A 23,414-nucleotide genomic window follows, 5' to 3' on the forward strand; every position below is an offset into this window, starting at 1 on the left:
AAAACTAACAAAAGAGCAGACCAACCATGAATATTTCTGACCTAAATCACCTCGAAGTTGTTAAGGAAGAAACTAACATCATTGGCGCCGGATTCTCCGGAAGTGTATACTTCCGCGATGACAAGGACATTGATATCAAGAAAAGGGTCAATATCAAAGAGCGCTTTGAGTCTATTGTGAAGGTTAAGGGCAACGCGGCTGTTGCTGAAGCTACCGCTGATGCCAAAGGTAAGGATAGTCTGGCTGAAACCATTACTGACGCTCAAGCCAATTCCCACGGCTCTTCCGCAATTTCTCTTTCTGTGGCTTTTGTCAACTAATCTTAGTAGGGACTTCTTAGTAGGTACTAAATCGTATTCCCTACTAAGATTGCTGGGAGTAAGCATTTGTTTAGCCACCTACCTAACTGAATCAAGTTTCCGTCAAATTGGCGTGAAAAGTGAAACAAATTGACTTAATAGCGGTAGGATAAAAGTAACAACAACCAAGTTGTTGAGTAACAAAAAAACTAACAAAAGAGCAGACCAACCATGAATATTTCTGACCTAAATCACCTCGAAGTTGTTAAGGAAGAAACTAACATCATTGGCGCCGGATTCTCCGGAAGTGTATACTTCCGCGATGACAAGGACATTGATATCAAGAAAAGGGTCAATATCAAAGAGCGCTTTGAGTCTATTGTGAAGGTTAAGGGCAACGCGGCTGTTGCTGAAGCTACCGCTGATGCCAAAGGTAAGGATAGTCTGGCTGAAACCATTACTGACGCTCAAGCCAATTCCCACGGCTCTTCCGCAATTTCTCTTTCTGTGGCTTTTGTCAACTAATCTTAGTAGGGACTAATCGTAGTACCTGATTAGATGGCTAGGGGGAAGCATTTCTATCTAGGATAAATTCATCTCTAGATTTAGTGACCAATGCTTTCCCCTTAATTAAGGCCAATAGAAAGACGAAATTTGTCAAAAATTCCAATTAACTGGGTGGATACAAGGAAAAGGGAACGGAGAACCTGGAACAGAAAGGAAGGGTTTGCGTAACGTTAGTTGACTGGAAATTATCAGTTAACAGAAACTAGTCATGCCCAGGTAGTTTAAAATGTAGTTTTAATTAGGGATTTTGGGATAGAAACAACCTTTTTATACACAGGACTTACGAAGTTTAGTTGGTTTTGCCCCCCTAACCCAAGAAATCTGGGGGGTACTAATCAGGAAGTCCCCCAAGTTTGGGTGATTTAGGGGGCAATGGGTAAGTCCTGATACAGAAATGAAGGTGAGGCTTATCCATCCTTATCATCAATCTAATAGGCACAGCTATACAGGTAGAGGTTGATTAATGATTATTAATAACCTAGATTTTGCTCGGGAACATGTTCAAGAAAACTGGATTATAGGCGGTGCAATTGCTCAGGCAAATACCAGAACAATTGCTACAGCTGACCTGGCAATAGCCGATGCTGATGCATTTGCTGATGGCGATCAAACCTCAGCAGGGACTGATACTAGTTCAAGAGTAATAAATAGCAAGTTTTCTAAGAAGAGCATCGCCAAGGCCAGTGCTGATGCTGAGGCTAGGACTAGGAAAGGACTTTTCCGAGCTAAGTCTGACAGTATATCTTTGTTTTTCGGTAGATTATAGATAATACCGATTTTAGTAAATCCGGCTATAAATCAATAAGGGTTTTCGGTAATTTTCGGTAATAGGTAAGGGAGACTAGGGGATGGGCGACGGAAACTAAAGTTTCTATAGTTTACCACCCAGCCCCTAGCTTGATAATGAGGAGGGCATCGAATTAGGAATGAAGGGGAAAAGATTTTCATTCCTTTTTTAGCTTGAGCCTAAATTTCCTAAACTCATTGGCATAGTTTTGGAATGGAGGGATTTTTGTTGATAGTTAATATTTGATGCTTGGTAGAGATAAGGCGTGTAGGAGCGGCAGTAAAACAGTTAACGGTCAACACTCAACGGTTAACGGTCAAGAATGCCGATTCAGCAGGTGCAGCTCAAGGGTAACACAAGGCTGATAGCCGATTAATAGCCATGGTTAATTTCAGCAGAACATTGACAATTCTTCCTCGTGTGAGTCTGATTAGAAAGAGTCTCGGAAAGAGTCTCACACAGAGGTTGACAAAGCCCATCACAGACAGCATCGAACAGAACCATAGTTTAACTACTAGTTCAACTGCGACTACAAACAATTTTTCAAACAATTTTTCCAGTATAATCAGAAACAATAGCCTCACTATCAATGGTAACGATGGTAGTAGGATAGTAACTAACGACTCACGAACAAATAGCACAAATAGCAGTTCATGGACTAATCGCTGGAGTTCAAGCAGTAGCGATCGCTTAACTAGAGGTATTTGATAGCACTGGTAATGGCATTGCTGATGCCACTTTGGTGAAATTCAATAACGATATTCTAGCTGTAGTCCAAGGAACCGTGGATGGACAGGGTGCAACCACCCTAACTAATGCTGATTTCATCACAGTATCTGATGCAATTTAAGCATAATATTGATAAGTATTCGGAATCACCCCATCCCTTACATTTGTTAACTCATCCGTTGCTCCATATATTGCCCCATTACCCGATCAGCTAAAATCTGAACAAGGAAAAGCTAAGCATGACTATTCTTTCTAGAGCATCCCTTGAACCACAGGAAATTACTGAGTTTCTGAAACGAGAAATCCAGCTAAAAGACGTCTCTGAAAAAATTTTGTATCAAAAAGTCATTAATCGAGCTGCTGCGGAAAGAAACCTAACCGTCACCGCCGAAGAAATTCAGGAAGAAGCAGATAAATTCCGTCACCAAAATCGCTTGGAGAAGGCTTCAGACACTCTAGCTTGGCTAGCCGATAATATGATTACTTCCGATGACTGGGAAGCCGGAATTCGCCAGCAATTGCTAGCTAAAAAGTTATCCAAGTGTCTATTTGATAAAGACGTGGAAAAGTTTTTTGGTCAAAACCGACTAGATTTTGACCAAATCTTGCTTTATCAAATTATTGTAGCTAACGAGAAACTTGCCCAAGAACTCTTCTATCAAATTGAAGAAAAAGAAATTAGCTTTTATCAAGCAGCTCATATCTACGACATTGATGAGGAACGCCGACAGAAGTGCGGTTTTGAAGGAAAGCTTTACCGTTGGAATTTACGTCCAGATATAGCAGCGATTGTCTTTGGTGTACCTATTGGACAAGTGGTCAATCCGGTCAAAACTCCTCAGGGTTATCATATCTTGATGGTAGAAAGGTTTATCCCTGCTGAATTAACACCGGAAAGGTACGACGAGATATTGGATAGACTGTTTCAGGATTGGCTCAATCGTGAACTCAACTATATGCTTCATAGTGACACTATGGTTGATAAGGTTGAGAGTCAAACTGCGGAGGCGTTGGGTCAGTAGTGGAATGATTTAGGGTAATGGGTAATGGGTAAGTCAGCTATCAGTCGTCAGCTATCAGTCGTCAGCTCTCAGCTCTCAGCTCTCAGCTATCAGCTCTCAGCTATCAGCTCTCAGCTCTCAGCTATCAGCTCTCAGCTGATAGCTTACCCTTTAAAGTAGGTAAACCTCAATCAACAAAGCCATGGAGACATTAAATTATGATTCGCTCCGGGATAATCAGAAAATGGATAGTTTCACCAGATGGAAAGGTAGTAGTCCAAGCCGAAAGTAGGGCATTTGCATCTGGTGATCAAGTAAACACCAGTCAAGAGGTTACTGTGACCAGAGAGTCTGGCAGGAGTTATAGTAGAAGTTCCAGCTCTAGCTTTGCTTCTTCTACGGGAAAAAATAAGGGAGCAAAATCAGTAAAAAAATAAGGGAGCAAAATGCTCCCACTAGCGGTATTTTTGTCAACTAATGACTAATTATATCAAATCCGGTTGACTAATTATCATATTCCTGATCGGGGAATTAGTAATTGGTAATTTGGTAAGTATTAATGGGTAGTTAACGATTACTCATTACCGATTGCTTATGACCAACAATCCAGGAGTTGATAAGTGATTAACCGGACTTGATTATTAGTATGATTAATCCCTTAATAATTTTGACTTATCGGTAAAACTTTTAGTTTTTACTCGGTATCCAATGCTCAGTAAACCGAAGAAAAGTAAGCCTAGCAAGTTTGACGATTCAGGAGCTTTAACGGTTACCTTATTCGTTTTAGCTTCGACTAAGGTCAAATAAGTTGCTGTTTCGAAAGTGCGCTCATAATAACCCTGAACATCAGCCAGAGCAAATTCCTCTGTTCCTCCAAACAACTTAGTAAAGTCGTTATAAGCAAACACATTGTCACTGTGAGCAGACACAAGGAAATCATCATATCCTAGAGTCTCTAAATTACCAGAGAGAGCGAAGAAGTCGATGGGAGTACTCAAGTCATTGGTGTCATATAACTCGAAAACTACGGTGCCCTCGGCACTTGCACTTTCAGCAGGTGGATTGTCGATCATGGTGATTAGATCGAGAAAACCATTGAAATCGAAAGAAAAGGTTTCCCCTGCATCGACAAAGAAGTTGTAACCGATAAGTCCAGCAAAACTTTCCGCAATACCACGGTAGTTGCTTCCTTCACCCTCAGCGGTACTCAAAGATTTATTACGAGCTCGTTTTAGTGGATCGGGTGAATCAGGGTTAAAATTTGACTCCGCGTTCGCCTCAACAATCACCTCACCCCCAGTTGAAATCACAAAAGTGTCGGCTTCAGACAGGGTAACCACTTCCAGAGGATCAGTACTAAAGTTTCTGAAGTCAAAGGATCCTTTAGACAAAGCGAAAGTAGCAGCCAAACTTGGTGCAGCAGCGAGAACGGAACCGGTTACTGTAGCGAACAGTAAGAATTTTTTAGCAATGGTTTTGTTCATTTTCATAATTTTCTGGGTGTTGTGGAATAAATTTCAAGCAGCGAAGTTTTTTTTAACTGCCTAAATTTGCGGTTCAATTTGGGAAATTTAAGGCACAATAATTGTTCTGATACTAGTGTTGTAATTGTTGTAATCAACAGTAAGCACAGATATTGATTGGTGCCAACACAAAATCCGGAAAATGATTATAAAGAATGGTAAAATTTTTACTTCATATCATTCTTTAGCCGGAAAAAATCCCTATTTATAGGTAAGTATTCAGATCAGGCAATGGCTGATAGCTGGTAAGCGTAGCATGCGCGTAGGGCGTTAGCTGACGGCTAAATACTTCCATTTATAGATTAAGAATAATCTAAAATTCGCTATTAATTATAAAGTCAGCGTAATTCTAAGTATAGATTATTTAAAGATTTTGTGAACTTAATTTACGGCAGTTAAATAATTTATCAAAAGCTTTGATTGGATGCTTAAACAGCTTTGAATAGCTTGTGTTTCATAATGGATAATAATTAATATGTAATCGTAAATCAACTAATAATTGCCAATTAAATTAAAAGATTACATGTCGGCTATAATCCTGAGATAGTCTGGATTTAGCCAATTAGTTTACGCAATTTATTAACCTGATTTTTATCCAACTTGGAGGGAATAATCAGGGATTTATTTTTCAGTAATTTAGTTCTCAGTAATTAAAACTATGCTCATGATTGTCTAGGTATAGTTGTGGAGCATAGCGACCTTAAACCTAGAGCTGGTAATGATTTTGGGACGCTTGTCTCCCCCCCAGAGCAATTACCGATTATAATAATTAGTCAACCGGAGATGATAAGCGCGTTTGTATTTGAGATGTAAACCTAGAAGGTCTTTTTTTATTGGAAAATAAAACTCCGGATCTCTTGCCCCTCTTGCCTGCCCCCCTTACTAAGGGGGGTTAGGGGGGATTCCTCTTGCCTTTTGCCTTTTTCTGCAATACGTGTGTTTACAACCTAGATCCAAACGCTATAGTATTATTTTATTCAGAGAAATTTGTGGGTTAGATCAAGCTCGGTTAATCCCGTCGTTTATCCTAAGACTATCAACGAATTAAGCTAGGGTACTTGAGCCGAGTTATGGATCATTTGATGGTGTTATGTTAAAATTAAGCATAATTTATATTTCAGCAATGGAAAACTTAAAGACAACTTAACTAGGAGTCCTGTTTCTAGTTTAAAGTGTCACGATTTTAAAAATCTAATCTCTGCTAATGCCACTAACTTTGAGAACGTCAGTAAGTGTAGGACAGTAAGTCGGTAAACCAAAGGTGGTTGGATTAACGGGGTTGTGATAAATAAAATGTCGGTAATTCAAGGAAAACCGACTCCAAGGATCCATCTGAATCCGGAACAGCACAATAAAGATATTGGCAAGCCAGATAAACAATGGTAGGCGAAAATAAATTTGTTTACCAAGATACCTACAAACTTCTTCTACGGCTTGGTTAACACTCAACGGCTGACAACCCAAAACCAATCTACCGCTAGACATCCACTCTGGTTCTGCACTCAATGCTTGAGAAGGAGGATGATCAATCAGGTATCGCACCACCTGAGCAATATCTTGGGCGTGGATGAAGTGGAAACTGCCATCAGCTCTAAACCAACGAATCAAGTTAATCCATTTGACAATATCTGGGAGTCCCGATGACAGATGGGAGTAGGGTTTAGTTTCGTCTCCCCCCAGTACCAAGGTAGGAAAGAGGGTAGTAATCTTAGGAGCGGACGCTAATTGGGATAAGCGCTTGAGACAAGTGTATTTGGAATAGATATATTCTGTTCCAAGTTCACCGGCTTCTTTCAGTAATTGGTTATTCCTATCCAGTACACTAGCAGTAGAGAAATAAATCACTTGCTCACAAACAGTAGGGTCAAGCAAGTTGATTAACTGGATAGTTTTGACAACGTTAATATCAAATGTTTCCTGTTGCCCTCCCCAAGCAGTTGCTGCCAGAATTGCCGCATCCATTGTCTTGAGCAAGTCACCAAAGTCTTCAATCTGCTGCAGGTCACCTTCTAGGATGGTAATGCCAGCACGCCTCTTGTCGCCACACTTCAAGTCGTCAAACTTTAATTTGTCAGGGTTTCTGACTAACAAATACAACTCATGGTCAGTTTCGAGACTTAAGGCTTCAGTGATGTAGTGACCAATGCAGCCACTAGCACCAGTTATAAAAATCCGCTTGGAGGTCATGGGATTTTGGATTTTCAATTCAATTATGTACTCCCGATCCTGACCTAACACTAACAAACAACTAGGTCAACTACTTCTAGGGGTACAAGAAGGTTTTGATCGAGTGAAGAACACTTCCTTGATTGTTGTGGTGATGCATCTTGAAGGATTCTATCCTTAGTCGTCTAATCAAGTATCTGCACTCTCAAGATATTTCTATAAGGTTGTTAATCTCATCCCCTTGAAGGGGATGAGACTGAAGCGAGGATTCCATTTAGCGGAGGGGCTACGTGGACAAGTAAACGTCTGCACCTTGAAAGCCCTGTCCTACTCTGACCGAAGGATACCCTAGGGAGGACTAGCGCTCCCCGAACCTATGACTGCTAAAGGGAGAAAATGGGACAGAATCTGATTATCGATTCTCTACTCTCTCTTGTGTTATTAACTATTATGCATGAACAGCCATTAATTGATCTGCCTGTTTGGCAGTTTCAAAGAAGAATCTAACATTATCTTCTGGAGTTCCGGGTAAAACACCATGACCGAGATTTAAGATATGACCTTTGTTGCCAGCTTTGCGAATAGTATCGACAATGCGATCGCGAATAAAAGCTTGTGACCCAAACAGCACTCCTGGGTCGATATTGCCCTGAACTTTCATCTTATCACCCAATCTTGTTCTAGCTTCTGCCATGTCTACGGTCCAGTCTACGCTGACCATATCAACCCCCGACTGTCCCATGCGTTCAAGCACTCCAGCGCTACCACTGATATAGAGAATGAAGGGGGTATCTGGGTGAGTGGCTTTAACCTGCTGTACTACTCGCTGCTGATAGGGTAAGGCAAAGGTTTCGTAGTCTTGGGGACTCAGTTCACCTGCCCAAGAGTCAAACATTTGTATTACCTGAGCACCGCTATTGATTTGATAACGGACATAGATAGCGATCGCATCCGCTAGCTTACCCAAGAATTGGTGTAGCATAGCTGGTTGTGAGAAGGCCATCCCTTTAATGATGGAGTAATTTTTAGAACTTTTACCCTCAATCGCATAAGCGCCCAAAGTCCAGGGAGCACCGACAAAACCCAGCACTGCTGCCTCATTGCCCACTTCTTGCCGTAGCGCCTTCAAAATTTCCCGGATAAACCCAAATCTATCTAAATCCAACAGATGTAGCTGGTCAATTTGTTCCTGGGTACGAATCGGTTGGTTAATGATTGGCCCTTTACTTTCGACAATCTCAAACTCGATACCAATCCCTGGTAATGGAGTTAGAATATCAGAGAACAAAATCACTCCATCTGGTTGAAACGCTTTCCAGGGTTGTAGAGAAATCTCAATCGCGATGTCTGGATTTTCGGAGCGCTCGCGAAAACTCGGATACTTATCCCGCAAATCGCGATAAACCTTCATATAACGACCTGCCTGTCGCATCATCCACACAGGGGGACGGTCTAACACCTCACCACGAGCCGCCCTCAACAAATAAGGAACCTGGGTTGACCCAGCCATATGGTATCTATCCTATTATACTTTTTTAAGTGTATTTGTCAGCTTATCATGGTGGTATTCCCTTTACTCTCCTGATTTGAGAAGATTAAAAAAGTGTTAATAATAAGTTACATTCTAAGACGGTGCCTTCGTTAAACTGAGATCTTGCACCATTGTCATTAATCGTACGGTGGGCAGTAGGGTGGGCAGTGCCTACCAACGCGCTTTGCAAGCTTCATTATCTGTCTGGTGCACTGCCCACCCTACATGAACTGCTAACCTGCCAACTTTCAACCTGCTAACCTGCTAACCTGCTAACCTCCAACCCAACTCAAGGTCCCGACCTCAGCATCTAGTTCAACCAGCTGTCCGACAGGAAGGGCAGCGTTAACCCCATCGTGACCGAAAGGCAAGTCAGAGACAACCGGTATACCGAGATCCCAAATGCGATCGCGCAACACTTCCTCCACAGTCCAGCTAGGAACATCCTTGGGAGGAGCACAACGGCTAAACCGCCCTAACGCAATACCTTTCACCCCGGCCATTGCACCAATCATGCGCCACTGAGTCAACATCCGGTCAATGCGGTAGGGAGCCTCAGTTACATCTTCGAGAGCAAGAATAACTCCTGATAAGGAAGGTTGTAGGGGTGTACCGAGCAGATGAGTAGCGACCGTAAGATTAGCCGGTAGCAACACACCAGAAACTTTCCCATCTCCCCAACCAACCCCTTTCAAGGGAGCTATGGGTCGTCCTTCCACCCAATCAAACAACCGATTGAGTGACCATTCCGGTTCACCAGCAATAGTAGTCAATAACGGACCATGAACACCGGAAACCCCTATCTGACCAAGACTCCACAGTAAAGCAGTAATATCAGAAAAACCAATCAACCACTTCAACTGTTCTGGCCATTGTTCTGGCCATGTCCAGTCTTCCAGAAGTCTAGCGCTACCATAACCTCCTCGACCACAGAGAATGCCCCGACATTGGGGGTCAAGACAGGCTTCGAGCAACTGTTGGCGTCGCTGACTATCAGTCCCAGCTAGGTAACCTTCCCTAGCGTTCCAGTTCTGTGGTAATTGGACATGGTAGCCACGGGATCGCCAAATCTCAATCCCCCGATTGAAAGCATCAACCTCACGCAAGGTTCCACTTGGCACAATTACTCGCAATACATCTGGCGGTTTTAATGGTGGTGGTAGCTGGCATAAAGAAAAACCAGCCATCATCTGTTGCACATAAAGTTGATTCACGCGCTCCGATACTTTTTAGCTACCAAAGTCTACCAAGATAGACCAAGGCTCGCCAATGCAAGATGCCATAGCATCCAGGGGGTATCTCCCAAAGCTCTCGGGAATATCCCGCGAGCGCCATAAAAATGTCAAAAAAGTTTAACACCGGGATTTAACCGCAACTATTAAAGCCTTGGTTTTCGGCTTTAATTTAAGTTACATAATAATCACTGTCGGTGTTACCCTAATTTAAGTCTAACAAATAATAAGAGTTTTTGGTAGACTCTGCGACATTTTATCTAGCTGTTTACTAACCCTTTTTCTTGTTTCTCAATTTGCGTTGCAGCAATCGTTGCTTGCTTTGCAAATCCACGAAAAAGCGAGGGCGTTCTACCAGTTCACCTGTCGATACAGCCAAGAACTTTTCGAGTCCCAAATCAATTCCGATCGGATCACCATCAGGCATTGGTTCAGGAACAGAAACATCGGCTTGCAGAATCAGCTGAGCGTACCAGCCCGACGATTTCAACACGACCCGAACTTGCTTGATCTCAAATCCTTCAGGAATAGGTCGATGCAAGTGGATCGGCACGGTTCCAATTTTCGGCAGTTTGATCTCAAATCCGTTGACAGGATTCGACTTGAACTGCGGAAACACAAACGAACGATACTGGCCCGACTTTTTGAATCGAGGAAATCCAAACCCTCTGTGTTGCAAGATGCCTTGAACGACTTATCCAGTCGCTTCAAGGCATCTTGCCAAACTTGGGAGTGAACTGCCTTCAGTTGTCGAATCAACTTTTTGGCTTTGGTAAGAGCGTTCTGCTGTTTGTAGTAGTCAGGGTATGGCGTGTCAGCAGGGATGATGTATTCGAGTCTGATGCTGCAAGCATTGACCAAGCATTTACGCGAATTGATCCAGTCCTTACGCTCTGCCAAAGCATAGTTATATACGCGACGGCATTGCTCCAACCAGCCAAGCATTTTAGCTTCCTGGTCAAGTCCTGGATAGATTCGGTAGCTGTAGGTCAAGTTCAACATCCGTGTATTCTAACAGATTTACATCTTCTGTTAGAACCGATAGATAGTATGTCGATTTTCGGGGCATCGAACGCGCCCCGCGTCTCCAAAGGAGAAACCCCTCAATCGACCCGGGGTGTCCATGTATCCCGACGCTAACCTTTCAGGTACAGCGCGGGACTTATAGCCTCCCGAACCCCCCATTAGTTAACCGCTTAAATAAATGTTACGAATAGCCTAGGGCTGAATACTCACCTTACCGAAATATTGAACTAAAATCCCCAAAAGCGCTATCCTAGTAAGGTGTGTAGCTAAGATGTATAGACTATCAAAACTCTGGCGACCTAGTAAAGTAACCATAATAACAAAACCATCACAATTGACAATTGACGTATGTTTGATGCTCTCGCCGAACGCTTAGAAGATGCTTGGAAAAAACTACGGGGTCAGGACAAGATCTCTAGTTCTAACATCCAAGACGCCCTAAAAGAAGTGCGTCGCGCCCTCTTATCGGCAGACGTCAACCTACAAGTAGTCAAAGATTTCGTTGCTGAAGTAGAAGCGAAAGCACAAGGCAGTGAAGTCACATCAGGTGTTCGCCCTGACCAGCAGTTCATAAAAATAGTCTACGACGAACTGGTGCAAGTGATGGGGGAAACCAATGTTCCCCTAGCCCAAGCAGACACCCCACCAACCGTTGTGCTAATGGCTGGTCTACAAGGTACTGGTAAAACTACGGCTAGTGCCAAACTCGCTTTACATCTGCGTAAGCAAGAACGTAGCTGTCTGTTAGTGGCTACAGACGTGTATCGACCCGCAGCCATTGATCAATTAGTCACCCTCGGTCAACAAATTGATGTACCGGTGTTTGAGTTAGGTACAGAAGCTGACCCAGTAGACATTGCTCGTCAAGGGGTAGAACGGGCAAAAGCAATGGCTATCGATACGGTAATTATTGATACAGCGGGACGACTGCAAATTGACCAAGAGATGATGGGAGAACTCTCCCGCATCAAAGAAACCGTCCAACCCCACGATACCCTACTAGTTGTGGATGCCATGACTGGTCAGGAAGCAGCAACCCTGACCCGCACCTTCCATGAGCAAATCGGCATTACTGGGGCAATTCTTTCCAAGCTTGATGGGGATAGTCGTGGTGGTGCTGCCCTTTCAGTCAGGCAAATTTCAGGTCAGCCGATTAAATTTGTCGGGGTTGGGGAAAAGGTCGAGGCACTACAACCATTTTATCCTGACCGGATGGCATCCCGGATTCTGGGTATGGGGGATGTACTCACCTTGGTTGAGAAAGCCCAGGAAGAGATTGACATCGCTGATGCTGAACAGATGCAACAGAAAATGCTGGAAGCAAAATTTGACTTCAGCGATTTCTTGAAGCAGATGCGCCTGTTAAAGAACATGGGGTCTCTTGGTGGCTTGATGAAACTGGTTCCAGGCATGGGCAAACTCAGTTCTTCTCAACTTCAACAAGGGGAAACCAAGCTCAAGCAGTCCGAAGCTATGATTAGTTCCATGACCTCCGAGGAGCGTCGTAACCCAGATTTATTAGCTAGCTCTCCGAGCCGCCGCCGCCGCATTGCCCAAGGTTCTGGTCATACGGAAAAAGACGTCAGGGGTCTGGTGAGTGAATTTACCAGAATGCGATCGCTTATGCAGCAAATGGGTCAAGGTCAGATGCCAGCCATGGGGGGGTTAGGTGGTATGTTAGGTGGTATGGGTGGTGGAAATCCTCGTAATCAACCTGGTTGGCGTGGTAGTGGCTCTGGCAAGAAAAAGAAAAAAGCCAAGAAGAAGAAGGGATTTGGGGAATTATAGTAGAAGGTCAGCTAGTAAAAGGTTAGAAGGTTGTTCGCGTAGCGTGACCGAAAGGTCAAGGTTAGAAGGTTGTTCGCGTAGCGTGACCGAAAGGTCAAGGTTACGCTGAAGGTTAGCCTGTTGTTCGCCTTTGGCGATTCGGTTTAGGGTAGGTTATCTGGTAGAAGGTTAGCCAGTAGAAGGTTAGCCTGAAGGTTAGCCCGTTCCCTGAGGCATCCGGAGTAGGGTAGCTTAGAAGATTGTAAACCGGTAGCGGCTTGCCTGCTGATTCAGTTAAAATCTTCAACATTCAACCTGTTCACTTTCAAACCCCCAAAGATCGCTTAAAATCAAACAGGTGAATTAATTAGGTACAATGATCAAAATCAGATTAAAACGATTCGGTAAAAAGCGTGAAGTCAGCTATCGCATAGTGGCCATACCCAGCAGTGCCCGCCGTGATGGACGTCCTCTAGAAGAACTGGGATTCTATAATCCAAGAAATGATGAAACGAGGCTGAATGTACCAGCAATAGTGAAGTGGCTCAAAAATGGAGCTCAGCCAACACAAACCGTGCGTAATATTTTGCAAAAAGCCAATGTTTTTGAACAAATCAGTACCTGAAATCCTATCTGCTTCTGTTCGAGATGATGACCCAGATTATTCAGCACTAGTGAGATTTTTAATCGAGCCGTTCTTGGAATCACCAGACTCCCTCAGCGTAGACTGTGAGAAATCAAATGGGAAAGAGCGTGTGTGGATTCGACTAGCTTTTAATGGAGAAGATAAAGGGCGAGTTTTCGGTCGTGGTGGTCGCAATATTCAAGCGATTCGGACAGTAATTAAAGCAGCAGCCCAAGCTGCTGGTCAAACTGTTTATTTGGATATCTATGAAGGCTCAGGCTCAGGTAGTAGCCCTCGTCGAGACAATGGCCCTAGTCGTAGATCCATTGTCAGAAGAAGTTTACCTCGCCGAGTGTCCAGACCTAGAGTAATTCCAAGATTTCCCTCCTAGTGCTCTAGTTTTGAAGGTTTCGGTAATGAGAGGACCATGGAGAAAAGGGAGTAAAAAACATCCTGCTGCTGTACCTCTCATTACCAATGGCAGGAAACCTTGAAGATTGGTCAAGATTGGTAGATTGAGTTGTATATTAAGTTACTTAAGTTACCAGTTAACTTTGATAGTTGAGACTGAAGCCTGTAGTTGATAAACCTTGAGTGAAGTATCCAAAACAATTGAGCTACCCAGCCCAGAAAGTGCAATCGCTTTGGTTGGAGACCAGGAAGAAAACCTGAAAACCCTATCACGGCAAACCGGTGCGCATCTGGTGCTGCGAGGGCAAGAGTTATTGATTTCTGGCACCGAGAAACAGGTCGAGCGGGTATCATCCCTAGTGCGATCGCTTAAAATCTATTGGCTCGAAGGTAAGAGAATTACAGGAGTAGACATCCAAACCGCAATTCATGCCTTAGATACCAAGCGACAGGATGAATTACAAGATTTACATCAAGATGTGCTGGCTCATACTCGCCGGGGTGAGGTGATCCGAGCTAAAACCTTCCGGCAACGGCAGTATATCAAAGCTGTACTAACCCATGACCTCACCTTCTGCGTGGGACCAGCAGGCACTGGCAAAACCTTCCTAGCTGTGGTAATAGCCGCTCAGGCGTTACTAAATAATCAATATGAACGACTGATTCTGACACGACCAGCGGTAGAAGCTGGTGAAAAACTTGGCTTTTTACCAGGAGACTTGCAGCAGAAAATTAATCCCTATTTGCGCCCCCTCTATGATGCTCTCCATGAACTGATTGATACAGAGAAGACCGCCAATTTAATGGAACGGGGCATTATTGAAGTGGCTCCCCTAGCGTATATGCGAGGTCGCACCCTCAATAATGCCTTCGTGATTATTGATGAAGCTCAGAATACCACACCAGCCCAGATGAAGATGGTTCTGACTCGTTTGGGTTCACGTTCTCGGATGGTAGTGACTGGTGATCTCACCCAGACCGATTTATCTAGCAACCAACCCTCAGGATTAGCGATCACCCTAAAAATATTAAAATCTGTAGAAGGCATTGCTTTCTGCGAACTAACTAATAAGGATGTTGTCCGTAATCCCCTCGTTCAGAGGATTGTTACTGCTTATCAAAATTATGAACAGTGAAGAATTGCTATTAACTACGGATCCCCAACCAGAGTGAAAGCAGCCCAATAGTAGGGATGAGAAAAGCTTTGTTTTCCTGGTCCTGACAATTCTGGCGGTAACGAGATATTCTTGCCCGAGCCATATAACTGATTATTCTCGATACGCACATTGCCTTGAATCATTGCTAACTGTGCCTGTCGCAAGGCTTCGCTTTTACTCGATGTCTTTCTCAACTGACGGTAAAACTCAGTAGTCAGCCCCAGAGCACCTTGATCACTGACATACCAAAGGGTTGCCAAAGTCGAGTCAACTCCTGCCTGAAAGGCTGACCCAGCAAAACCCAACTCCGCTTCTCGATTGCCCAAAGCGGTTCGGCAAGCGCTGAGTACCAACAACTCTACCGATGGCTCATAAAGTAGATTTTTCATTTCATACAGCCTTAGTTTGCGGTTCCACATCTGAATGTAGGAATTGTTAGGAGTTCCCGAGTTGAACTCTGCATGGGTGGCTAGGTGAATGATGCCATATTGCCTCTGTTGTCGTTGAGCCATTAAATTTTCCAGAGTAAAGGCTTCGTTGAGAAAAGAGCGACCTTTCCACAGTGTTTCAGTGATGGTGGTTAACTCCACTTCTACCCCAGGCAAAGGCTGTTGATAAGGAAATTTCGATGCTCCCATTGCCAGAACCCGGAATGGTCTAACATCTGTGTGACGAGAATAGGTTAAGCTCAGACTAGGCACCAAATTAACACCATACTTCTCAACCAGATATTGTTGCCCATCGTAGATAGCTGCTATAGGTAGGGAGCGCAAACCCTGATCCATAGCAAATATTAGGCTCTGAATCTTGCGGTCATTTAATTCCTTCTGTAAGGGCGCTATGATCCATTGATAAAGTTGCTCAGCTTGGTTTAGGTGGCCTTTGGCATCCAAGCTGTGGGGATTGCTAAGCGATCGCTGAAATCTATTGGTCACAGCTAGGACTTGATCACGACTGGCACCATTGATTCGCCGCAGAATTGGATTACCTTCAGCGGTGATTACCAAAAGTTCCAGCTGGTCGTTTGCTTGTGGTAAGCAACGCTCTGGTGCTTGAGGCACCTCAGAGAGTCGGTAACCAAACCGTCGGTCGATTTTGGCAACAGGGATTGAGGGAGTTTGACATCGAGTGCCTGGTAAGGTACTGGAATTTTCGACAAAACTGACGTAAATCACCGCAGTCTTTAACCCTGTCTCCCTCTCAAGCTCCCGAGTCCGATTGCGGACATCATTCTGAGTGTTGATTTTGGTCTTGAACGGTCGCTTAAAGTGTGACTCATACTCTTTGGTGAAGGCTTCTTCAATTAAATAAACTGGGTCACTTTCAGGTGAAACTTCTTCACTAGAGGACTCTTGGATGTCACTGATAGCCGTCTTGTCAGAGGGGGAAACGGGAGTATCGTTACCACTTTTTCCACCGTTGGACTCACTTGTTTCAGGGGATGTTTCACTATCTGTGTCCAAGATAGTCTTAGTGTCAGGGCCAGGCTCTATCGGGTCAGTCTCAGGCTCTATCGGGTCAGGCTCAGGCTCTATCGGGTCAGGCTCAGGCTCTATCGGGTCAGGGCCAGGCTCTATCGGGTCAGGGCCAGGGTCAGGGTCGATCAGCTCAGGGCCAGGGTCGATCAGCTCAGGGCCAGGGTCGATCAGCTCAGGGCCAGGGTCGATCAGCTCAGGGCCAGGGTCGATCAGCTCAGGGTCAGGGTCGATCAGCTCAGGGCCAGGGTCAGGGTTCGTCTCAGATTCGGGGGAACGGCTAAACCTCAACTTACCTGCCTTCCCTCCACCGGAAACATCTAAAACTGCCTGGATTCCTTTTTCTATGTTTTGTTGCTGCTCTGAGGTGAACTGTTCCTGACTAACAAACTCTATATCACCAGCATTACCACCATCCCGACCAGAAGTGTTGATCTGCAACTTCTCAGAGTCGATATTATCTAGGATATTCTTTAAATTTGGAACCTGAAACGTTACTTTACCAGCATTCCCACCCCCTGAAACCTCGGTGATGATATCGAGTCTTGCTGCCTCTATCTTAATAGAGCCATTTTTGGTTTCCAAAAATACATTACCAGAATTATTACCATTTCTTTCTGTGGTTCTTATTTGGGTAAACAAATTGGAAGGATCACTATTGCGAAAAATAATGTCACCTTGAGCCGATAAGATCACAGGACCAGCATTATTATTTTCAATTCCAGCAGCATTATTATCACGACCATTATTTGGATTACTGGTGTCGATATTACCAATAGTGATACTGCCTAATGAAGAATCTCCAGCCTTATTGTCGGTAACTTGATTGGATGAAGCATCTCCAGAATTTCCTGGAACTTGATTGGATGAAGCATCTCCAGAATTGTCGGTAACTTGATTGGTCAATTCATCTTGAGTCAAGCCCGCCCTCAAAATCACGGCACGACTACTTCTTAAAGTGTTAATATCTGATTGGCCAATATCTGAAGCTGAATCTGGATCTAAATCAGCTAGCCCAGTATCTGGTGCGGTGATTTTGATATTCCCACCTTCAATATTTCCTGTGGACTCTACTTTAAGAGAAGACCCTGTGTAATCCCCAAACGTAACATCCCCGTCAGCAGTGATAATTGGGTCTTGGAGGCTAACAAAGTCGCCTGGTTCACCAGCTAAATTCTCAATTGAGAAATTACCGCCACTGGCAAAGTGAGCATCTGTAGAGATCTTGCCATCGCTGACTAATGTCAAGTTGCCACCACTCTGGAAGCGGGTGTTGGGATTCTTCAGTGCTTGGATATCAATGCCCCCATACCGCTCAATGGTTCCATCCTGGTTAATCTTAATGCCCCCATCTCCCTGAATCTTGAGGTTTCCTCCTGCTACCGCTTGGAAGGAATTCTCTGGTGTGTCCCTGATCAGTACGGTCTCTTTTGCTAATAAGGTTAAGTCCCCCGTGCTAGATAGCTGGCTTTCCCTGAGAGTCAGGTTGTTGTTGGCAGACAGGAAGGCAGTTTGTGCTTTTAGGTCCTTAACAGTTACATCCCCAGGCGCTACAGTAATGCCAGAACTAGTCAAGGTCACCGTATTATCACCATTATCCGTGAATTCTGTGCCATGACTGACACCATCCCCGGTTAATAGCTTCGGTAAAGAGAGCGGTGTAAAAGATTGTTCTGGTCTGGAAGGATCTGAGGGTAGGGGTTCAACTTCCAAATTCAGCAAACTTCCTTCCTGGCTAATTTTTACCAAACTTCCCCCAGGCACCGTAGCTATAGTAATTGTTCCTTCTGGAAGCTCCAGTTCAGTGGTGTTGATGACAGTACCACCGATTAAAGTCAGGTTATTGCCTGCTGCGACTTCTAGCTTACCCTCATTAAAAATTAGTCCCGGTGTCTCGGATGTTCCAAACGCAAAGGCACTGGGTGTACCGTCTAAGGTAGAGTAGTCATTGTCACCAAAGGCATTAAACCAATTCTCATCACCAAAGCCAATGCTGGTTGCGGTAGTTGCGGTGAATGAACCGGGGACATCCAGCTGGCTATTAGCACCAAAAATTATGCCTGCTGGGTTCATTAAAAACAGGTTAGGGTTGCCCTCCCCTGTGATTTTTATCAGACCGTTGATCACAGAAGCATTACGACTGGTGACCCGACTCAGAATGTTTTTTATACCCGGTTGAGATAGGAAGTTAGCGATTTGGTCTTGGTCTAGACCAAACTCCTCAAAGCTGTGAAAGATATTATCTCCAGAGCGGATGCCACCATCAATATCAAATTGATTGCCATCGGAGGTGACTTGGGTCGGAGTGCTATCATCGGCTTTAATCTGTGCTTGAGTTGGCATCACACCAATATGGGCTACCAACAAAGATACGGCTGCCAGGGACTGGCTGATTTGACTCACAGCTAATTTGATTTGGCTCATGGGTAATATCGTTTTGAATTGGCTATCCTGAATTCAAAAATGCATTAGTCAACTACAGGATGAGATTAGCAATTTCCTAATACGTCTGTTTTTAAGCTGAGGTCAGATGCACCCTGGGGTATCAGCTGCTTAGGAGTGAATCACACTGAATCACACTGAATCACACTGAATCACAATACTGAGGGGAATAGTACTCTGAGTCAGGGTTTGGTAAACATCAGGCTGGTTAGCTTAACTGAAATTTTGAAGCCTTTATGAAGATATCAGTATATACACTAGTATTACATATACTCTTTTATTATGAACATTACTGATTAACTTTGTTCCGGTTAATTTATATTAACTTCACTAAATATTTTTGATATAGCCACATAGTTTAAAGCTATCTTATGGTAAGCCGATTAGACTAATTTTTAATTACCAGGAATTGAAATAAAAGTAAGTAAAATCTATTGATTAGGAAGAACTCTACAAATTTTGGACAGTTCTCGCGAGAGTGAACTATACTTGACATTTAGCCCTAGATTAGGCTAAGGAATATCTAAAAGGATATCTCAGTGGAAACACCGATAGCGCATACACCCAAAGTTAAAATGGTAATGGTCAGCACTCCCCTCTGGCGTTGATTCTTGATTAGATGGGGCGACCTGCCTTACGGGCAAGATAGCTGACCAGTCTAAGGTGAGAGGAATGTTGGTGTGAGAAGAATTCTGGGATTATGTCTGGTGTTAACCTTGCTCCTGGCTGGTGGTGAGGCTCAGGCAGGAGAGTTAGCTGAGCGTTTAGGTCAGTTTCCCGATTGGAAAAGCAAACCGCCAGTCACAGCGGCGACCGGGGATTTGGTATATCCCACTTGGATGAAGGGGACTTGGAAAGTTACCAGCACCCTGATCGAGCAGATAGCACCTCTAGCACCAGAAATAGTGACACCAGGATTTGAAGGTAATCGCAATCATCTACAAGAGCCAATTAGTTTTCTGGTGCGGTTTCAACAAGTTGGGAAATCAAGCTCAGGGCTTGGGGATTGGTTTATTCCGTTTAGAACTCGACGTTCTAGAAAAAATCGATCAGTATTAAAACCTACCTCAGAGGTGGTTGCTGAAGAGGTGGTTGCTGACCGAGCGTTCAATGGGTTGAATATTGCTAGGGCTTACTTAGGCGATCGCATAATTAGAGCCGTCAAAGTAGACCCCAATTCCCCTAATCGTCAGATTACCATTCTGCGCACCGGGAGCCAACTAGTTTCGGTGATTACTGGACGTGCTTCTGAAATACCAGCTCCGGATCAGTTCAATGCTACAGAAGTTGTCAACCAAGTCTTTCGCGGTACTCGCCGACCTTTTTTCAACGAAGTAGAAACCACAACAGCATATCAGTTCCATAAATCACCTACTCCGATCATTAAAGCTGACCAAGTCACAGCGGTTTACCTTTCACCACAAGACCCCGATTACTTTAAAGCATTGGAAAAACCTGTGGCTCTCTATCGCTATCAATTAGAGCTGGTACCAGTTAAGGATAGTTGAAGGTTGAAGGTTGTTAAAGGGTTGAAGGTTGTTAAAGGGTTGTTCGCGTAGCGTGGCCGAAAGGCCAAGGTTGAATGTTAGGTTAGTTGGGGGGGTGTTGGCGGATTTGCGATCGCGATTGTTGTTAACTCAACCTTCAACTGGGTAACCTTCAACATTAAACCTTAAACCTTCAACTGGGTAACCTTCAACATTAAACCTTAAACCTTCAACTGGGTAACCTTCAACATTAAACCTTGTAAGCATTCAGCCGTCAGCGGTCAGCCGTCAGCGGTCAGCCGTCAGCTTATTTTATTCAAAAGCTATAGTTATTGTAGGGTGGGCAAATGACAGAATTCCAGATTAAATGGTCATTGGCTTGGTATTTGCCCACCCTACTACCTGTCAGCAGTCAGCTGTCAGCCGTCAGCTTATTTTATTCAAAAGCTGAGAGCTGAGAGCTGAGAGCTGATACGCGACACGCTGATAGCTGATAGCTGTGAGCTGTGAGCTGATAGCTGATACGCGACACGCTGATAGCTGATAGCTGAATGCTTACTAAACCTTAAACCTTCAACTAGCTAACCTTCAACCTTCAACCAGCTAACCTTCAACCTTCAACCTTCAACTGGGTAACCTTAAACCTTCAACTGGGTAACCTTAAACCGGATTTTCCCCAATCCAATTGAGCAAAATCGGGTTGACTATCTCTGGTGCTTCATCTTGGGGACAATGACCCAAACCTTCTAAAGGAATAAACTTTTCTACAGTGGGGAATTTCGCTAATTCTCGTCCCAAGTCAATGGGTTCCCAGGGGTCTTTGCTGCCCCATAGTATGATCGCAGGACAAGGCAAAATTGGGATCAGGTCTTCTGGTAGTGGTCCAATAGAATAGCTAGTAAAGGCAATAAAAACATCAGCTGCACCGGGATCAGCTGCTGGTGCCATGATTAGATCAACCAGTTCATCAGTGACGGCTTCTGGACGACAGTAGGCTTGCAACAGAATATTACGCACTACTTTAGGCTTAGCCAGCTGACTAAAAAAATACTGGCCAACCCACTTAATCTTTAAGAATCGTTGAAGTAGTGGTGCGCCAAGACGCTGATACCAAGGCAGTTCAGCCCGTTTACGCTCATGGAGTAGTCGTAGAGAAAAGTTGAGCAGGGCGACTCCTTTGGCTAGCTCTGGATTATCTACAGCGGTTTGCATCAGCGCAATACAACCAATAGAGTTTCCGACTAAAAACGCCGGACCACCAACCACCTCCCGACAGAAATCGGCAATTTGTTGCCCCCAGGTTTCAAAGGTGTAGTCTATTTCTATACCAGGAGTCGGTTTAGCTGAAGCCCCAAAGCCAATCAAATCAATGGCATAACATCGGCAGGTTTCCCCCAACACTGGCAAGGTCTTGCGCCAATGTCCGGAAGATGCCCCAAAGCCATGGACCATAACCACAGCTGGTCCAGAATGACCGTAAGCTTTATACCCAATAGAAAAGCCCTGCCAAATCCAGGTTTTTGTTTCAATCTGATCCCTGATTGGGGCTGTGAAAGAGGAGGACATGATCAAAAAATCCCAAGTTATGCCATAGCGTTACCTTTACATTTTTTGACACTCCCCGCTCTAAAGAGACGGGGATTCCCAGATCTACGATCGGCCTTAAACCTTTGTGTCTTAATCTTTGAAGCTGCCAAAAACTAAGCAATATCTAAACCAAAGCCCCGTCAAAACCAAGGTTTGAGTTTAGCTCACAAAAGACCCAGCGGGCTAATCTCCTTGGGCGTTTAGTTACTTATTGAGAAGTGCCTTATCAAGTCCGTTGCTTCCCTGTTTCACCTGGTTTCGGCGTGCCCCGCCGTACCGTTGTTTTCTCAAGTTTTGTCTTGCTGGGTTCACACACCGATTGGTAGTCGTTCGCGTAGCGTGGCCATAGGCCAATGGTTGGGTTTTTAAGGAGGATTTTCCCTACCCTCCGGGCATTACTACTTTCAGGTCGGTAAGTTACGGGTCTCTCTCCCGGCTCAGCCTGCGGTTTTTCAGCCTGTACCCTATACTTCAATTATACTATGGCGCTAATGTAGCGACAACCTCTTGATAGAAGTTTTTTTACGGCGACTAAACTCGCTGGTCACTTTCATCCCCGATCTAATCTAAAGATGCCGGGCTTTCAGTGTTTAGTTTTCTAGTAAATAGTCAGCTGCAGGAGTGGTGATTTTACGGATTGCCTATTGAGCCGCGACAACCTATGGTGAAGGTTGGCAAAATGCTCCAGAAGCTCTTTTAGATTCTGAGCAGGTGGAATAGGCTCGATTAAGAATTGGGTCGGGAAATTTACCCTTGATGCTAAATTCGTCTATGAGCTAATTAGCGATCGCATCATCTCCCCTTAACCAAAGCTTGCATTGTAAAGGGGGTTGACCCATGATCCATCACCCATCACCCATCACCCATGACTATAGAAAAAATCATCATCACCATTGGCAGTTATGCTCCGGATTTTGAATTGCCGGGAACTGATGAGCAGGTTCACCATCTCTGCCGTTACTTAGAACGTTTTTCAGGAGTGGGAGTTATTTTCTTAGGCAACAACTGCCCCTATGTCAATTCCTACATCCCAAGACTCAAACACATTCAAGACGAGTTTGAACATCAAGGTTTTACCCTAGTGGGCATTAATGCCAATGATGTTTATCAGTACCCCGCAGAGAGTTTTGAGGAGATGAAGCAGTTCTGCCAAGATCAGCAATTGAATTTTCCTTACCTTTGGGATCCAACTCAAGATGTAGCTCACAGCTTTGGTGCCCAGAAAACCACTGAGGCATTTTTAATTGACCATAAGGGAATTGTATGCTATAATGGGTCAATTGATGATAATCCCCAAGATGGTGACGCAGTACAAGCCCATTACTTACACAGTGCGATCGCGTCTCTTTTAGCAGGGCAAGAGATTTCAACACAATCAACTAAAGTAACTGGTAGTCCTATTCAGTGGCGTTGACACTCCCCGATCTAAAGGCGCGGGGATTCCTAGATCAACGAGCCGCCTTAAACCGCCGTGTTCCTATCTATGACGCCGCCAAAAATAGGACAATACTTAACCAAAAACCCGTCAAAACCAAGTTCCTAGTCAATTCACGACAGACCCAGAGGGCGATTCTCCTTAAGGGTTTAGCTACTTAATAGGAA

At 44.3% G+C, this 23,414-nt stretch carries 17 protein-coding genes and 1 pseudogene; 11 read left to right on the forward strand and 7 right to left on the reverse strand.

Going from position 1 to position 23,414, the window contains the following annotated elements; genetic code table 11:
* Positions 1 to 26: 26 nt before the first annotated feature.
* The 5 genes from F6K63_RS15925 to F6K63_RS15945 all read left to right on the forward strand — a co-directional run bounded on the left by F6K63_RS15925 (position 27) and on the right by F6K63_RS15945 (position 3,820).
* Positions 27 to 320, forward strand: coding sequence for a hypothetical protein (locus tag F6K63_RS15925; RefSeq protein ID WP_287312660.1), 294 nt, complete (start codon positions 27 to 29; stop codon positions 318 to 320).
* Positions 321 to 530: 210 nt separating this feature from the next.
* Positions 531 to 824, forward strand: coding sequence for a hypothetical protein (locus F6K63_RS15930; RefSeq protein WP_287312660.1), 294 nt, complete (start codon positions 531 to 533; stop codon positions 822 to 824).
* A 505-nt stretch (positions 825 to 1,329) separates the two neighbouring features.
* Positions 1,330 to 1,632, forward strand: a complete 303-nt coding sequence (locus F6K63_RS15935; protein WP_287312661.1) for a hypothetical protein — start codon at positions 1,330 to 1,332, stop codon at positions 1,630 to 1,632.
* A 989-nt stretch (positions 1,633 to 2,621) separates the two neighbouring features.
* Positions 2,622 to 3,404, forward strand: a complete 783-nt coding sequence (locus F6K63_RS15940; RefSeq protein WP_287312662.1) for a peptidylprolyl isomerase — start codon at positions 2,622 to 2,624, stop codon at positions 3,402 to 3,404.
* A gap of 197 nt (positions 3,405 to 3,601) precedes the next feature.
* The gene (locus F6K63_RS15945) at positions 3,602 to 3,820 is read left to right on the forward strand and encodes a hypothetical protein (RefSeq protein WP_287312663.1); all 219 of its coding nucleotides are present in this window, start codon (positions 3,602 to 3,604) and stop codon (positions 3,818 to 3,820) included.
* A 213-nt stretch (positions 3,821 to 4,033) separates the two neighbouring features.
* On the opposite strand, the gene F6K63_RS15950 is transcribed toward F6K63_RS15945, so the two are convergent.
* The 5 genes and pseudogenes from F6K63_RS15950 to F6K63_RS37855 all read right to left on the reverse strand — a co-directional run.
* On the reverse strand, positions 4,034 to 4,873 hold the full coding sequence (locus F6K63_RS15950; RefSeq protein WP_287312664.1) for a hypothetical protein: 840 nt from the start codon (positions 4,871 to 4,873) through the stop codon (positions 4,034 to 4,036).
* A gap of 1,224 nt (positions 4,874 to 6,097) precedes the next feature.
* Positions 6,098 to 7,093, reverse strand: a complete 996-nt coding sequence (locus F6K63_RS15955) for an NAD-dependent epimerase/dehydratase family protein (RefSeq protein ID WP_287312665.1) — start codon at positions 7,091 to 7,093, stop codon at positions 6,098 to 6,100.
* A gap of 427 nt (positions 7,094 to 7,520) precedes the next feature.
* Positions 7,521 to 8,582 (reverse strand): uroporphyrinogen decarboxylase, encoded by a 1,062-nt coding sequence (hemE, locus tag F6K63_RS15960; RefSeq protein ID WP_287312666.1) that lies wholly within the window; start codon positions 8,580 to 8,582, stop codon positions 7,521 to 7,523.
* 293 nt (positions 8,583 to 8,875) lie between these two features.
* On the reverse strand, positions 8,876 to 9,793 hold the full coding sequence (locus F6K63_RS15965) for a S66 peptidase family protein (RefSeq protein WP_287312702.1): 918 nt from the start codon (positions 9,791 to 9,793) through the stop codon (positions 8,876 to 8,878).
* A gap of 316 nt (positions 9,794 to 10,109) precedes the next feature.
* Positions 10,110 to 10,837: pseudogene (locus F6K63_RS37855) on the reverse strand (RNA-guided endonuclease InsQ/TnpB family protein); the annotation flags it as partial.
* Positions 10,838 to 11,209: 372 nt separating this feature from the next.
* On the opposite strand from F6K63_RS37855, the gene ffh reads away from it, so the two are divergent.
* The 4 genes from ffh (at position 11,210) to F6K63_RS15995 (ending at position 14,800) form a co-directional block, all read left to right on the forward strand.
* On the forward strand, positions 11,210 to 12,649 hold the full coding sequence (gene ffh, locus F6K63_RS15980; protein ID WP_287252382.1) for a signal recognition particle protein: 1,440 nt from the start codon (positions 11,210 to 11,212) through the stop codon (positions 12,647 to 12,649).
* Positions 12,650 to 13,004: 355 nt separating this feature from the next.
* The gene (rpsP, locus tag F6K63_RS15985) at positions 13,005 to 13,253 is read left to right on the forward strand and encodes a 30S ribosomal protein S16 (protein WP_287252380.1); all 249 of its coding nucleotides are present in this window, start codon (positions 13,005 to 13,007) and stop codon (positions 13,251 to 13,253) included.
* Positions 13,228 to 13,644, forward strand: a complete 417-nt coding sequence (locus F6K63_RS15990; RefSeq protein WP_008178947.1) for a KH domain-containing protein — start codon at positions 13,228 to 13,230, stop codon at positions 13,642 to 13,644. Before rpsP ends, F6K63_RS15990 begins: the two co-directional genes overlap by 26 nt.
* A 199-nt stretch (positions 13,645 to 13,843) precedes the next feature.
* Positions 13,844 to 14,800, forward strand: a complete 957-nt coding sequence (locus F6K63_RS15995) for a PhoH family protein (RefSeq protein WP_008178949.1) — start codon at positions 13,844 to 13,846, stop codon at positions 14,798 to 14,800.
* 14 nt (positions 14,801 to 14,814) lie between these two features.
* On the opposite strand, the gene F6K63_RS16000 is transcribed toward F6K63_RS15995, so the two are convergent.
* Complete coding sequence (locus F6K63_RS16000; protein WP_287312667.1) at positions 14,815 to 18,720, reverse strand: CHAT domain-containing protein; 3,906 nt, start codon at positions 18,718 to 18,720, stop codon at positions 14,815 to 14,817.
* Positions 18,721 to 19,418: 698 nt separating this feature from the next.
* Here F6K63_RS16000 and F6K63_RS16005 point away from each other — a divergent pair.
* Positions 19,419 to 20,246, forward strand: a complete 828-nt coding sequence (locus tag F6K63_RS16005) for a DUF6816 family protein (protein ID WP_287312668.1) — start codon at positions 19,419 to 19,421, stop codon at positions 20,244 to 20,246.
* Between the two features lie 639 nt (positions 20,247 to 20,885).
* On the opposite strand, the gene F6K63_RS16010 is transcribed toward F6K63_RS16005, so the two are convergent.
* A complete protein-coding gene (locus tag F6K63_RS16010; RefSeq protein WP_287312670.1) occupies positions 20,886 to 21,791 on the reverse strand; it encodes an alpha/beta fold hydrolase in 906 nt (301 codons plus the stop codon).
* An 886-nt stretch (positions 21,792 to 22,677) separates the two neighbouring features.
* Here F6K63_RS16010 and F6K63_RS16015 point away from each other — a divergent pair.
* On the forward strand, positions 22,678 to 23,226 hold the full coding sequence (locus F6K63_RS16015; protein WP_287265065.1) for a thioredoxin family protein: 549 nt from the start codon (positions 22,678 to 22,680) through the stop codon (positions 23,224 to 23,226).
* Positions 23,227 to 23,414: the final 188 nt, after the last annotated feature.

The organism is Moorena sp. SIO1G6 (assembly GCF_010672795.1).
Lineage (GTDB): Bacteria > Cyanobacteriota > Cyanobacteriia > Cyanobacteriales > Coleofasciculaceae > Moorena > Moorena producens.

Coding starts and splice junctions, on each gene's coding strand:
- F6K63_RS15925 (WP_287312660.1), top strand. CDS start 27: ATGAATATTTCTGACCTAAATCACCTCGAAGTTGTTAAGGAAGAAACT.
- F6K63_RS15930 (WP_287312660.1), top strand. CDS start 531: ATGAATATTTCTGACCTAAATCACCTCGAAGTTGTTAAGGAAGAAACT.
- F6K63_RS15935 (WP_287312661.1), top strand. CDS start 1,330: ATGATTATTAATAACCTAGATTTTGCTCGGGAACATGTTCAAGAAAAC.
- F6K63_RS15940 (WP_287312662.1), top strand. CDS start 2,622: ATGACTATTCTTTCTAGAGCATCCCTTGAACCACAGGAAATTACTGAG.
- F6K63_RS15945 (WP_287312663.1), top strand. CDS start 3,602: ATGATTCGCTCCGGGATAATCAGAAAATGGATAGTTTCACCAGATGGA.
- F6K63_RS15950 (WP_287312664.1), bottom strand. CDS start 4,873: ATGAAAATGAACAAAACCATTGCTAAAAAATTCTTACTGTTCGCTACA.
- F6K63_RS15955 (WP_287312665.1), bottom strand. CDS start 7,093: ATGACCTCCAAGCGGATTTTTATAACTGGTGCTAGTGGCTGCATTGGT.
- hemE (WP_287312666.1), bottom strand. CDS start 8,582: ATGGCTGGGTCAACCCAGGTTCCTTATTTGTTGAGGGCGGCTCGTGGT.
- F6K63_RS15965 (WP_287312702.1), bottom strand. CDS start 9,793: ATGATGGCTGGTTTTTCTTTATGCCAGCTACCACCACCATTAAAACCG.
- ffh (WP_287252382.1), top strand. CDS start 11,210: ATGTTTGATGCTCTCGCCGAACGCTTAGAAGATGCTTGGAAAAAACTA.
- rpsP (WP_287252380.1), top strand. CDS start 13,005: ATGATCAAAATCAGATTAAAACGATTCGGTAAAAAGCGTGAAGTCAGC.
- F6K63_RS15990 (WP_008178947.1), top strand. CDS start 13,228: ATGTTTTTGAACAAATCAGTACCTGAAATCCTATCTGCTTCTGTTCGA.
- F6K63_RS16000 (WP_287312667.1), bottom strand. CDS start 18,720: ATGAGCCAAATCAAATTAGCTGTGAGTCAAATCAGCCAGTCCCTGGCA.
- F6K63_RS16010 (WP_287312670.1), bottom strand. CDS start 21,791: ATGTCCTCCTCTTTCACAGCCCCAATCAGGGATCAGATTGAAACAAAA.
- F6K63_RS16015 (WP_287265065.1), top strand. CDS start 22,678: ATGACTATAGAAAAAATCATCATCACCATTGGCAGTTATGCTCCGGAT.